The organism is Enterobacter hormaechei ATCC 49162, assembly GCF_001875655.1.
GTDB lineage: Bacteria > Pseudomonadota > Gammaproteobacteria > Enterobacterales > Enterobacteriaceae > Enterobacter > Enterobacter hormaechei.
Map to the genome: position 1 here is coordinate 380,244 of NZ_MKEQ01000002.1, position 14,594 is coordinate 394,837.

5 protein-coding genes are annotated in these 14,594 nt (G+C 57.9%); 4 read left to right on the forward strand and 1 reads right to left on the reverse strand.

Translation table 11 applies throughout. The features are described 5' to 3' along the window. Positions 1-2 precede the first annotated feature (2 nt). Positions 3-767, forward strand: a complete 765-nt coding sequence (locus BH712_RS20920) for a siderophore-interacting protein (RefSeq protein ID WP_006812046.1) — start codon at positions 3-5, stop codon at positions 765-767. Here BH712_RS20920 and BH712_RS20925 read toward each other — a convergent pair whose 3' ends face one another. Continuing rightward, positions 768-1,937: a coiled-coil domain-containing protein gene (locus BH712_RS20925; protein ID WP_006812045.1), complete on the reverse strand. Its 1,170-nt coding sequence runs from the start codon at positions 1,935-1,937 to the stop codon at positions 768-770. It lies immediately after the preceding gene. Positions 1,938-2,249: 312 nt separating this feature from the next. On the opposite strand from BH712_RS20925, the gene BH712_RS20930 reads away from it, so the two are divergent. From BH712_RS20930 to imm45, 3 genes are read left to right on the forward strand one after another with little or no spacing between them, the layout of a single operon-like run. Beyond that, positions 2,250-3,926 (forward strand): ShlB/FhaC/HecB family hemolysin secretion/activation protein, encoded by a 1,677-nt coding sequence (locus tag BH712_RS20930; RefSeq protein WP_006812044.1) that lies wholly within the window; start codon positions 2,250-2,252, stop codon positions 3,924-3,926. A 9-nt stretch (positions 3,927-3,935) separates the two neighbouring features. Next, a complete protein-coding gene (locus BH712_RS20935; protein ID WP_006812043.1) occupies positions 3,936-14,246 on the forward strand; it encodes a hemagglutinin repeat-containing protein in 10,311 nt (3,436 codons plus the stop codon). Then, complete coding sequence (imm45, locus tag BH712_RS20940; protein ID WP_006812042.1) at positions 14,246-14,557, forward strand: Imm45 family immunity protein; 312 nt, start codon at positions 14,246-14,248, stop codon at positions 14,555-14,557. Before BH712_RS20935 ends, imm45 begins: the two co-directional genes overlap by 1 nt. Positions 14,558-14,594: the final 37 nt, after the last annotated feature.

A 14,594-nucleotide genomic window follows, 5' to 3' on the forward strand; every position in this document is an offset into this window, starting at 1 on the left:
ACATGGCATCTACCCGTTACCCTCAACGTGTCCGTAATGATCTGCGTTTTCGTGAGCTGAACGTGCTGCGCACTGAGCGAGTCAGCGCCGGATTTCAGCGCATAGTGTTAGGCGGCGAGGCGCTGGAGGGCTTTAGCTCTCGCGGCTTTGACGACCACACCAAGGTCTTTTTCCCGGCACCGGGCACCACCTTCGTGCCGCCTGTCGTGACCGATGAAGGCATCGACTGGGGCGACGGCGTACGTCCGCAGGCGCGCGACTATACCCCGCTGTACGATGACGAAAAACATGAGCTGGCGCTCGACTTCTTCATACATGATGGCGGCATTGCCAGCCACTGGGCGACAGAGGCGAAGGAGGGCGATAAGCTGACCATCGGCGGTCCGCGCGGTTCGCTGGTGGTGCCGGAAGATTACGCCTGGCAGCTGTACGTGTGCGACGAATCCGGCATGCCCGCGCTGCGCCGCCGTTTAGAAGGCATCGCAAAACTGCCTGTTCGCCCGGCGATCCACGCCATCGTCACCGTGGGCGATGCGGCGTACCAGGACTATCTGGCGCATCTGAGCGGGTTCAACATCACCTGGGTTATCGGCCACAACGAGCAGGCGGTAGCGGACCATCTTGCCGCGCTGACCGTGCCGGACGAGGATTACTTTATCTGGCTGACCGGGGAAGGAAAGGTGGTGAAACGCCTGAGCCGTCAGTTTGACACCGACGATATTGACCCACAGCTGGTGCGTGCCAGCGCATACTGGCACGCTAAATAATCAGGCTGCGGGATCAAGCTGCGCTTCGCTCACCTGAAGTTCGAGCGAGGCGCATACCTCTTTCAGCGCTTTCTCCTGCTGGGCGAAGTAGGCTTCCATATTGCTGAGCGACGAGACGAGCAGCCAGGACTCTTCCTTCTCCAGCTCTGCCAGCTCGTTCACCAGGGTGTCGATTTGCTCACGCACCTGCGCCATCTTTTTGCGAATACGTTCCAGGTCGTTCAGCCTGTCGCTCGCCATCATCGGTTCGAACCCTTGTTGCAGACGGGCGACCAGCGAGCGAATGGCCTTCACGTCGCCGCGCTGTTTGGCCTGGTTGAGCTGCACCATCATCCTGTTGGCTTCTTCTTTTAAATCATCGGCAACCAGATCCGGGTGGCATAGCTTGCTCGCCTGACGCCAGAGCCGCTTCAGTTCGTTCCGATCCTCTTCGGAGAGATCTTTGCCTTTGCGCAGGCGAACTTCGGCATCATGGTGCTGTTCGCGATACTTCTTGTACTCCTCGTTGGCCTCATCGCGCGCCTGACGTGCAGGCTCTTCTTCACGCGTTAAACCGTGCTCCAGCTCCATCGCTTCGGCCAGCAGGTTGGCAATCAGATTGCTTTGCTGCTGAAGATGCTTGCGCGCCTCTGCCGCCTGGACGGAATCCGCAGGCAGATCTCGCCAGCGCCGGGTGAGTGTTGCCAGCACCTCCACGGCCTGCGCCATATAGCCCTGGCAGCGGCGGTAATCCTCCTCCCGACGACGCGCCTCCGCCTGCTGACGACGCAGGTTTAGCTCTGCCAGCGTTTTACGCAGGGCGAGGATCTGCTGCATCAGCGGCCCGAGACGGGAGAAATAGAGATCGTTGAACTCATCAAGCTGCTGTACCCGGGCGTTACGGCGGTCAATCAGATCGCGCAGACGCTCTTCCAGGGCTTTCAGCTCCAGCTTGCTGGCCGCCAGCTGTGGGTCACGCCACGGGGTAACGGCACGCTGGCTTTGCAGCCAGGCGGTGATAGCCCTGATGGCTGCGGTGTAGTTCTTATTCTCAAGCGCCACGACGATTGCCTGTAGCTCCTCGTCAAACGCTTCATTTTTCAGCCGCGTCAGCTGGCTCTGGATGATGTCGTCATCTTCCAGTTCGATGGCATTTTTAATGATTTCAAGCCGTTTGATCGGTGTGCTCATGATGCCTTTCGCTCTGGCGCTTAAGTATTTGAGTTAAGGTTAGTTGTTGTAAAAGCTACAGGAAATAATACACACGGATGATGATCGGCGCGATGGGGGATTTCTTTAGCGATATGACGAGTCCATTTTGTCTTGCACAGTCACGCTCTCTCTTTTTGCGGACGATCGGATAAACACACTGAAAACTCTGAAAGTATCTTGAAATAATCTGAATCTCATTTACATCTGTTTACATCGGTTACCTTCCTGACATAAGTTGCTCATTTTTTAACAGTCAAGTTTGCAAACGGACTTTACGCAGGAGCGGCAGTAATGTTAGGGAAAACGGCGATAATCAACGCGCTGGCAGGTGTTACCCTGCTGGTATCCGGTGCTGCACTGGCTGCTCCATTGTCCCCGGCTGACCGTAATACCATTCAACAACAGCAGCAGCAGTTGCTCGATGAAAACCAGCGTCAGCGTGAAGAGCTTGAGCGCAGCGCGATCGTGCCGCGTCCCGTTACGCCAGACGACGCCTTCACGCCGCAAGGACCCTGTTTCGTCATTCGCCGCATTGAGCTGTCGGGCGCGACGCTGCTCTCACCTTCTGCCAAAAACCGTTTGACCGCCCCCTGGATTAACCAGTGCCTTGATATGGCTCGTCTCACCCGGCTGACTGACGCGGTTTCTGACTGGTACATCAGCCGGGGTTATATCACCAGCCGCGCGTTTTTAACCGAGCAGGATCTCTCCGGTGGCGTACTCCATCTTGCCGTGCTGGAAGGAAAGCTTCAGCACATTCGCCTCGAAGGCGTGCCGGACCGCACATTGAAAATGACCTTCCCTGGGCTTGAAGGGAAGATCCTTAACCTGCGCGATATCGAACAGGGCATGGAACAGCTCAACCGGGTACGTCAGCGGCCCGTTGAAATTGAAATTTTGCCTGGCGACAGGCAGGGCTACTCGGTGGTCAATTTGACCGCCACGCCAGAGTTCCCGCTCAGCGGCTCTGTCAGTTTTGATAACAGCGGGCAAAAGAGTACCGGGACCGGTCAGCTTAATGGCGCGTTGTACGGAAATAACCTGCTGGGGCTGGCGGATAAGTGGTTTATCAGCGGCGGGCGCAGCAGTGATTTTTCCAACAGTAAGGATGCTCAAAATTTTGCAGCGGGCGTAAGCATTCCTTACGGCTACGGATTGCTGGACTACAGCTACAGCTGGAGCAACTACCTCAGCACTATTGATAATAACGGCTACTTCTGGCGGTCGACGGGGGATACCGAAACGCACCGTCTGACGGGCTCCTGGGTGTTGTTCCGCAATGGCGATATCAAAACCGGCGTGTCGGCGGGCATCACTCACCGCATCAACCGCAACTATCTTGATGATGTTTTGCTGGCTACCAGCAGCCGTAAGCTCTCCAGTTTGTCATTGGGCATTAACCACACTCAAAAAATCGCTTCGGGCGTCGCGACCCTGAACCCAACCTTTACGCAGGGCGTACCATGGTTTGGTGCGGAAGACGATAGCGACAAGCAGGGTGATGTGCCAAAAGCAGAATTCCGTAAATGGAGCCTGAACGGCAGCTTTCAGCGTCCGCTGGCGGACAAACTCTGGTGGCTCACCAGCGTCTATTTTCAGTGGTCGCCGGACAGGTTGTACGGCAGTGAGCGTCTGACGCTGGGCGGCGAAACGTCCGTTCGGGGCTTTAAGGAGCAGTATATCTCCGGCGATAACGGCGGCTACTGGCGAAACGAGCTGAACTGGTCGCTCTTTACGCTGCCGTGGATTGGTGATGTTGGTGTGCTTGCCGCAATTGACGGCGGCTGGCTGAAGAAGGACGGCCTGGATCGCTACGCCTCCGGCACGCTGTGGGGAACCGCGTTGGGGCTTACCGCGACGAATCGCTGGTATTCAAGTCAGTTTACCGTCGGCACGCCGGTGGACTATCCGGACTGGCTGGCACCGGACCACCTCGTGATGTATTACCGTTTTTCAGTGGCTTTTTAAGGGACAGGGATGATGGAAAAGGATCAGATTCGTTTTTCACAGCGTGCGCTTAGCGCATTACTGAGCGTATTGCTGGCCACCCAGCCGCTGCTGCCTGCGGTGGCTGCCACGATCGCCCCGTCCGGAAATACGCAGATGGATAAGGCGGCCAACGGTGTTCCGGTCGTGAACATTGCTACGCCGAATCAGTCCGGTATTTCCCATAATAAATACAACGATTACAACGTCGGCAAAGAAGGGCTGATCCTGAATAACGCCACAGGACAGCTGAACCAGACCCAGCTTGGCGGGATTATCCAGAACAACCCCAACCTGAAAGCCGGGCAGGAAGCCAAAGGGATCATCAACGAAGTCACCGGTGCTAACCGCTCACAGTTGCAGGGCTACACCGAAGTGGCGGGCAAGGCGGCAAACGTTATTGTGGCGAACCCCTACGGTATCACCTGTAACGGCTGCGGATTTATTAATACGCCGAATGCGACACTCACCACGGGGAAACCGGTACTCGACGCCAGCGGCAGGCTGCAATCGCTTGACGTGACTAAAGGTGTGGTCACCATTGAGGGCGCAGGGCTGGATGGTAGCCAGAGCGATGCCGTATCGATTATTTCCCGCGCGACCGAGATCAATGCCCAGCTGCATGCGAAAGCGGTGCGCGTGATCGCCGGGGCGAACCGCGTCGCGGCAGACGGCAGTATCAGCGCCTTAAAAGGGGAAGGGAACGCGCCGAAGGTGGCGGTAGACACGGGGGCGCTGGGCGGAATGTATGCTAACCGCATTCGTCTGGTGTCCAGCGAAACAGGGCTGGGGGTAAACCTGGGGAACCTGAATGCGCGGCAGGGTGATATTACGCTCAGCAGCGCGGGGAAAGTGGTGCTGAAAAACACGCTTGCCAGCGGCAGCACCCGCGTTTCTGCGAAAGAGGTGACGCTAACCGGCGACCATAAAGCCGGGGGCAATCTGACGGTTTCCGGGCAGACGGCCCTGACGCTTGACCAGGCCCATATCGCCGCCGAGAAAAACCTCCAGTTAGCAACCGACGGTAAACTCACGCAAAACGGCGGTGCTTTCACGGCGGCAACCGACACCACGCTGACGGCAAAAAATCTCACGCAGAGTGCGGATGTCCAGACCGGTGCTGGTCGTAACCTTACCGTTAACGTTGCAGAAAACGCGGCGCTTAAGGGTAAAAATATCGCCGGGCAGGATGCCACGGTGAACGCGAAAACGCTGGAAACCGGGACGCAACTGACTGCGTCACGCAATATTTCGCTGGAGGCGTCACAGCGTGCTGTGCTTAACGGCTCTGTCGTCGCGGGTCAGCAGCTGTCAGTGAAAGGCGGTGAGCTGGCGCAGCACGGAAACGTAAGCGCCTCAGATATCACGCTAAGCGCTCAGACGCTGGCTCAGGAGAGCAGCAGCAAAACCAGCGCCAGCGGAAATATCGCTCTCACTACGTCAGGGAATACCCAGTTGAAAGGCAGTACCACCGCCGGAAAATCCCTTGCCATTAACGCGGGGAACCTGATCAACAGCGGGATGCTGTCCGCAGGTGCGGATGCTTCGGTGAAGACCGGGACATTCAGCAACACCGGCACCGTCCAGGGTAACAGCCTGAACGTATCAGGAACCGACATTACCAGTACCGGTACACTGACAAGCGCTTCCACGCTGGGTATCAACGCACGCAACGCCACGCTGTCTGGTGATACTGGCGCGAAAGGCAAAGCGACCGTTATCGCGAGCGGTAAACTGGAAAACAGCGGCACGCTCATCAGCGATGACACGCTGACGCTGAAGGCAGCGCAGGTGACAAACCGCGGCACGCTTTCCGGTGCCAGGGGGCTTACCAGCTCAGCAGACGCGTTCATCTCCACCGAAAAGTCAGTCACCCACAGCGATGGGGATCTGGCGCTGAACAATTCCGAAACCACCCTTGAAGGTGAAACCAGCGCGGGCGGCTCGGTGAACGTTCGGGGTCACAGCCTGACAACCACGGCAACGGCACAGACGCAGGGTAACCGCGTCAGCGTGGACGTACAGAATGCGCAGCTTGATGGTACACAGGCGGCGAAAGACGGTCTTATCCTGAACGCCACTGACGCTCTCAGTCACGGGGGAAAATCCTCAGCGTCATCCCTGAAGATTGAAACCCGCAATCTCAATAACAGCGGGACGCTGACGGCGTCCTCGCTCGCCGTCAACAGCCCTGTAGTCATTAACAGTGGTCTGATCCACGCGGGACAGACGCTGTCGCTGGTCACTCATCTGCTGGATAACCGCAGCAGCGGCGTGCTGTACAGCCCGGCATCACTCACCCTTTCAGTTTCTGACGTGAAAAACAGCGGCATTATCACCAGCGATGCCGGGCTGTCCCTTTCCGGCTCGCGCCTGTCCAACAGCGGTGAGTTGAGCGGCGCGTCACTCCTTGTTGATTACGGCACGCTGAATAACAGCGCAGGAGGCCTGCTGCTGGCGCAGGGGGCAAACCGTATCACGGCACAATCCGTGACCAGCGCGGGCAGTATCGTGGGGAACACGCTGGCGCTGAATGCCGATCGTCTCGACGGTCGCGGTCTCTTACAGGGGGACACCGCGTTATCCGTGACCGCCGGGATACTGAATTTACTGGCTGGCTCCCGCACGCTTACGGCCGGGACACTCACGTTTTCAGGTACCACGCTGACCACGGCTGGCCAGCTACAGGGGCAGGACGTCAGTATTCGTGGGCGCGACTGGCATAACAGCGGAAGTTCGCTGGCGACCGGTTCATTTGATGCCATCGCCGCCGGGGCATTCAGCAATACTGGTGAACTGATGAGCCAGGGCGACATTACGCTGAATGCGGTCAATACCGTTAACAACGGCAATCTGTTATCGGCTGGCACACTCTCGCTCACAGGAAATACGCTGCGCAACAGCGGAACGGTTCAGGGCAACCGTGTTACCGCGCATCAGGACAGTATCACTAACAGCGGTACGCTCACCGGGATCGCCGCGCTGACGCTGGCTGCTCGTCTGGAGATGGCGGCACCGCTACTGTCGCTGGTGAATGACGCATCAGGATCGTTGCTGACGGCGGGTGAGTTGACTGTGACGGGCGGCGATCTGCGTAACACAGGGCAATGGCAGGGGAAACGGGTATTTATTCATGCGCAGGCGCTTACGAACGGCGGTGCGATCCAGGCAGAAAATTTACTGGATGCACACATCAACGGCAGTCTTACGGGCACTACGGGCAGCAAAATCACCTCCAACGGTGAACTGGCGCTCTCAGCACTGACGCTGGCTAACAGCGGACAGTGGATTGCGAAGGATCTCACGCTGAAGGGGAATACGCTGACAAACAGCGGTGAAATCACCGGGGTTGATGCGCTTTCTGGCGCGCTGAACCAGAACCTGAATAACCAGGCTGGCGGAAAAATCCTTACTGCTGGCGTTCTTTCGCTGAATACCGGTAATGCCACGAACGCAGGCCAGATTCAGGGTAAAACGACCGCAATCACAGCCGGGCAACTTAGCAACAGCGGACGGCTTCAGGGTGAAGCGCTGACGCTGAACGTTTCCGGGGCCTTGAACAACACCGCCAGTGGCGTTCTGTTGAGTCAGAACGCGCTGAAGGCGTCGTCCGCTACGCTGAATAATCAGGGGACGGTGCAGGGCGGTGGTGAATCCACGGTGAACGCCACCACCCGTTTACAGAACGACGGCAAAATTCTTTCTGGCGGGAAGCTCACGCTGACCACGCCTGAGCTGGCAAACGGTAGCGGCGGGTTGGTTCAGGCCGTCACGCTGCTGCTGGATGTGGTGAAGGCCGTGAATGGCGGAAATATCCTGGCGACGGGCCGCGCTGAATTGCGTGGCGGTTCGATTGATAACCGTGGCACGCTTCAGGGTGCGGATTTGGGAGTGCAATACCGGAACATCACCAACAGCGGAACGGTGCTTGGCACTGCCTCGCTGACGGTAGCGGGTGACTCTCTCACGGATACCGGGAGCGGTAAACTCTATAGCGGGGGCAGTCTGCTGCTCGATATTGGCAATTTCAGCGGTCGTGGTCAGGTGGTTTCCCTGGGCGACGCCACGCTGAAGCTGGTTAATGCGCTCGTTAACACCGGAACGCTGGCCGCAGGTAAAACGCTGTCGGTCTCCTCGCAAAATGCCATCACCAACAGCGGCGTTATCCAGGGTAATGCCATCGCCCTCAGCGCGGGGGGAGCATTTACGAACAGCGGTACGCTCACCACCGGTAACGGCAGCAGCACGTTCAATGCGCAGAGCCTGCTGCTGAATGCGTCCGGCTCGCTTCAGGCGGGCGGAGATGTGCAGCTCACCTCGCGTGAAAATATCACCGTTAACGGCTTCACCGGTACGGCGGGCAGTCTGACGATGACGGCAGCAGGCACGCTGCTTAATACAGCGCTGATATATGCGGGCAATAATCTCTCCCTGTTTGCTGCACGTATCCACAACATATATGGCGATATTCTTGCTGGTAATAACCTGTGGATGCAGAGGAATGCAGTCGGCACCGCGAATACGGAAATTATCAATACCTCAGGGAATATCGAAACCCTTCAGGGTGACATCACCATGAAGACCGGTCTTCTGCTGAACGAGCGGGACGGATTTTCTGCAACGACAACGACGACCAGTAACCCATCAGTCATTAGCGGAATGGGCGGTGTCACCATTGATGTACCGCTTTACCTGATGCCGGATGGCAGTTATGGCTATTTCACGCGTGAAGTCGAAAATCAGCATGGTACGCCCTGCAACGGCAATGGTGCGTGTAACATCACCATTGATACGCTTTACTACTATGCGCCATTTGCGGAAAACGCGACGCAGCGTTTCCTGAATAGCCAGACTGTTACCACGGTGATCGGCGGTGATAATCCCGCAGGACGTATTTCCTCAGGCAAAAACCTGACGGCTCAGGCTGATTTGCTGGAAAACAGGGCTGGCTTTATCCTGGCCAACGGTGATATCGCCCTCTCCGGCAATCAACTGAGTAACCAGAGCTGGCAGACGGGGACGGAAAATACGTATTTCGTCTATCGTTATGAACCGAAAGCTACCTACTGGAACGGAGATTATGCTACCGGCTCACTCGACGAACTGGGTCCGCTGCTCCCTGACTTTGAAAATAACACCATAAAGTTCACGCTGGATGGTCGGGCAAATGAGTATGCACCCGGCGAAACGTATTATTCGATGATAATGGCGGGTGGCAACGTCGGCCTAAACTTCGCCAGCACCATCAATAACGGAACCACTACCGCCCATGCGGGCAGTTTCAGCCCGCAGGTCTCTACGCCTGCGCTGAACACGTTGAGTAAGCAGGACATCAGTGGTGCGCTTACCCAAACGGATCTCCAGGATTCGGGCACTGTGGCGGTCACTTCTCCGCAATGGCGTGATGCGTTGAGCGACGCCCTGAAAGACATCTCCGGCGGTTCATCCCTTTCCGACCAGAACGGCAGCAGCGGTAACTATCCGCTGCCGTCTGGTGATAACGGTTACTTCGTGCCATCTACCGACCCCGATAGCCCGTATCTGATAACGGTGAACCCTAAGCTTGATGGCCTCGGGAAGGTGGACAACAGCCTGTTTGATGGACTCTATGACATGCTCGGCATCCAGCCTGGCGATGCACCGCGTGAGACCAACAGTGCCTACACCGATCGGAACCAGTTCCTTGGCTCGGCATATTTCCTCGACCGTCTGGGGCTGAACCCGGATCGCGATTACCGTTTCCTCGGTGACGCGGCATTCGATACCCGTTACGTCAGCAACGCCATCCTCAACCAGACTGGCAGTCGGTATATCAACGGCATCGGCTCCGATCTCGACCAGATGCGCTATCTGATGGACAGCGCAGCCACACAGCAGCAGGCGCTGGGCCTGAAATTCGGCGTGGCGCTGACGGCAGCGCAGGTTGCCGCGCTTGACCACAGCCTGCTGTGGTGGGAAGCGGCAACCATTAACGGCCAGACGGTGATGGTCCCGAAAGTGTATCTGTCACCGAAGGATGTCACCGTTCACAGCGGCAGCGTGATTAGCGGTAATAACGTCCAGCTGGCGGGCGGCAACGTCACCAACAGCGGCAGCACCATCACGGCGCAGAATGTCCTGTCCATCGACAGCAGCAACAGCATCAGCAACCTCAACGCCGGGCTCATCAGCGCGGGCGGCGGGCTGAACCTGAGCGCGCTGGGGGACATCAACAACATCGGCTCCACCATCAGCGGTAAAACCGTACAGCTGGAAAGCGTGGGCGGCAGCATCAACAACGTGACGCGCATACAGCAGTGGAGCGTGGGCGACGACAGCCGTCGCGGCAGCGTGCACGTCAGCGGCACCGCCGCCGGACAAACCGCCTCCATCAGCGCCAGCGATGGCCTTTATATGGCGGCAGCAAACGACATCAACATTACCGGGGCGAAGGTGAGCGCAGGCGGCGACCTGGGTATGAGCGCAGGCAATAACATCACTATTGCCGCCAATCAGATAACCGACAGCAGCAGCCGGTCAGGTTTCTGGCGTCAAAAAGACACGGCTTCGTCATCCACCTCAAACCAGGGCAGCAGCATTACGGCGGGCGGTAACGCGGTGATGCAGGCAGGCAACGACCTGAACGTCACGGCGAGCGCCATCTACGCAGGTAAAACCGCACAGCTGGTGGCGGGCAATAACCTGAACCTGAACGCGGCGGGCAACGGACAGACCAGCCGTACGGGCGGCAGCGAAAGCCATCAGAGCAGCGCAGACAGAACCACCGTTTCAGCGGGCGACAACGTGACGCTGGTTGCCGGGCGGGACGTTACCAGTCAGGCGGCAGGCATCGCGGCAGAAGGGAATGTCGGTATCCAGGCCGGACGTGATGTCAGTCTGCTGGCGGAAGAGTCCGTGACCGGCAGCAGTTCGCACTCGAAAAAGAAAACCGTTATCGACGAGTCTGTTCGTCAGCAGGGAACGGAGATTGCCAGCGGTGGTAACACCACGATTATCGCCGGACGTGACGTGAACAGCGAAGCCGCACAGGTGACCGCCAGCGAGGATATCGGCGTAGCGGTAGGCCGCGACGTGAATCTGACCACGGCGACGGAGAGCGACTACCACTTTAAGGAAGAGACCAAAACCAAAAAAGGGTTCCTCAGCAAGAAGACCACCCACACCATTGAGGAAGACAGCGCGACGCGGGAGAAAGGCTCGCTGCTGAGCGGCGACAACGTGACGGTGTCGGCGGGGAACAACCTGCGGGTGAAAGGCTCGGCGGTGGCGGGTGACGGTGACGTGGCGCTGTCGGCGGGCAACAACGTGGACATCGTGGCGGCCACCAATACGGACACCTCGTGGCGCTTTAAGGAGACCAAAAAGTCCGGTCTGATGGGCACGGGCGGCATTGGCTTCACCATCGGCAGCAGCAAAACCACCCACGACCTGCGCGAGCAGGGCACGACCCAGAGTGAAAGCTTCAGCACGGTCGGCTCGACGGGCGGCAGCGTCAGCATCACGGCAGGCAAACAGGCGCATATCGGCGGGGCGGATATCATCGCGCAGAAGGATATCAGCCTGACCGGCGACAGCGTGGTGATTGAGCCGGGGCACGATAAACGCACCCGCGATGAGAGGTTTGAGCAGAAGAGCAGCGGGCTGACGGTGGCGCTGTCTGGGGCGGCGGGGAGCGCGGTGAATAACGCAGTCACCACGGCGCAGAGCGCGAAGCAGAGCAGCGACTCGCGCCTTGCCGCACTTCAGGGCACGCAGGCGGCGCTTTCCGGCGTACAGGCCGGACAGGCCGTAACGCTGGACCAGGCGAAGGGCAGCCCGGACAAACGCAATAACAATACCATCGGCGTCAGTGCGTCGATTGGGTCACAGTCGTCGAAATCGTCATCACACATGGAGAGCGAGACGACGACGGGCAGCACCCTGAGTGCGGGCAATAACGTCACGATAAACGCTACCGGAAGCGACATCACCGTGGCGGGCAGTCAGATTAAGGCCGGGAAGGACGTGACGCTGGATGCGGCACGGGACGTCAACCTGATCGCCTCGCAGGACACGCAGCAGATAACGGGTAAAAACAGCAGCAGCGGCGGCAGCCTTGGCGTCGGGGTGGGTGTCGGCTCCGGCGGTGCGGGCATCAGCATCTCGGCGAACGCCAACAGCAGCAAGGGGCACGAGAAGGGCAACGGGGTCTGGCAGAACGAGACCACGGTGGATGCGGGTAACCGCGTGACCATCAACACCGGGCGCGACGCGACGATTGCCGGGGCACAGGTGAGCGGCGACGCCGTGGTGGCGGATATCGGGCGCGACCTGACGATAGCCAGCACGCAGGACAGCGACCACTACAACAGCAGGCAGAACAGTGCCAGCGGCGGTGTGGGTTATACGTTTGGTGCAGGCGGTTTCTCCGGCAGCATCAGCGCCAGCCGCGACAAAATGACCAGCGACTACGACTCGGTGCAGGAGCAGAGCGGCCTGTTTGCAGGCAGCGGCGGGTTTGACGTGACGGTGGGCAACCACACGCAGCTCGACGGCGGGGTGATTGCCTCGACGGCGACGGCGGATAAAAACAGTCTCGATACGGGAACGCTGGGCTTCAGCGATATCCATAACCAGGCGGACTTTAAGACGGAGCACCAGGGAGCCGGCATCAGCTCGGGCGGCAGCATCGGCGGGCAGTTTGCCGGGAACATGGCGAACGCTCTGCTGGCCGGAGGCGGTAACAGTGGTCACGCGGAAGGGACGACGCAGGCTGCGGTGAGCGAGGGCAGCCTCATCATCCGCGACAAGGAGAGCCAGAAGCAGGATGTGGCTGACCTGAGCCGCGATGCGGCGCACGCAAACGGCAGCATCAGCCCGATATTTGACAAGGAGAAGGAGCAGCAGCGCCTACAGGAAGTGCAGCTGATTGGAGAGATTGGCACGCAGGCGGCGGATATTGCGAACACGTATGGCGAGACGGAAGGGCTGAAGGCGGCGCGGGATGCGCTGGCGAAAGAGGGCGTGACTGAGCCGGGAGCGGATGCCAGCGACGCACTGAAAAAGGCCTATCAGGATGCGCTGCGCGGGACCGATGCGTACAAAACCACGACGGCGAAATACGGCACGGGCAGTGACCTTCAGCGGGGTATACGGGCGGCAACGGCGGCGCTTCAGGGGCTGGCAGGCAGCGACCTGACGGCAGCGCTGGCGGGAGCGTCTGCACCGGAGCTGGCAAACTATATCGGACATGGTTCCGGGCTGAGCGATGAGGCTGCGGTGGTGGCGCACGCGATACTGGGCGGTGCGGTTGCGGCGTTACAGGGGAACAGTGCGGCAGCGGGTGCTGCGGGCGCGGCGACCGGTGAGCTTGCGGCGAAGGCGATAGCGGGTATGCTGTATCCTGACGTCAACGATTTATCGAAGCTGAGCGAGGAGCAGAAGCAGACGGTCAGCGCGCTGGCGACGATATCAGCAGGAATGGCGGGAGGGCTGGCGGGAGACAGCACGGCGTCGGCGATGGCGGGCGCGCAGGCTGGCAAGAACTCGTCTGAGTCAAACTCGCTTGCCGGGGACAGAGCCCGCGAAGCGGCGAAACAGGCTGCTGAATCCCTGAAAAATCAGGTCAGGGAAACGCTGGGTGAAGGTACAACCTCTTCCATCGCGAACGGTATTATCAATGCCCTGGCAGATACTGGTGATGCAGCATTAGGCTCGGCGGACTATGCCGCTGATGCGGCTATGGCGCTGGCTTCCTGTGCAGCGGGCGACAGCTATTGTAGTAAAGCGATGAGCGACCTGGCCGGGAAGAATCAGGCGGTGGCGGATAGCGTTACTGCGCTGATGCGAAGCGAAACCTGGTCAGCAGTTGCTGATACGGTTAAAGAGGCGGCTGGAGAAAATCAGGCGGCGCTGGAAGCGACAGGTGGGTTGCTGGCTGGCATTATATTGCCCGGTAAGAAATTACCAAATGCGGGGAAATTGGTTGATCCAACTGTAAAAATTGCTACTGGGAATACTGTTGGTGCTTTCGAAGCGAGCCTATCCAAGCTTCCACCAGGAGAACGAGTAGCTATTGTAAAAGAAACAGTTAATAAAGTTATCGTTGAACAAGGCATGGTGAAAGACAATAGGTTGACCAAACTAAATAATCGAGATGTCTATCGAGGAGTCGATGGAAATTTATATGCGCTTGATACTCAGCATGGGCGATTTGAGGCTGTTAGCCTGAAAGGTAAGCATTTAGGCGAAGTTGATTTCTCTATGCAAAAAATCCCTAACAGCATAGATAAGTCAGGTGGTCATGATCTTAAGGTGAAATAATGAAACTTATTGATTATAAAAACAAATCCATTAAACGAGGAACTGTCTTTAGGTTACCTGCTGTTTGGCCATATGAAGAATGGGTTGATTTTATGGTCATAGATTTATTTGAAACTCATGGTTTAGTTGTATCCTCTGGCCACAAAGCTGGCTTGATTTTGATATCTTTACCCATCGAAAGTGCGTCAACCGAAGGCAGAGCATTAAGTACAGAATGGGTTATTACCAATTGGGCCAAATGGATTTATCCTGACTGTCAGGTTGAAAATGTTCATATCCTTGATGAATATGTAGCAACGCCCATTGAATAAACAAAGACCCCGGTCGAATCGCGCCGGGACCTTTTTT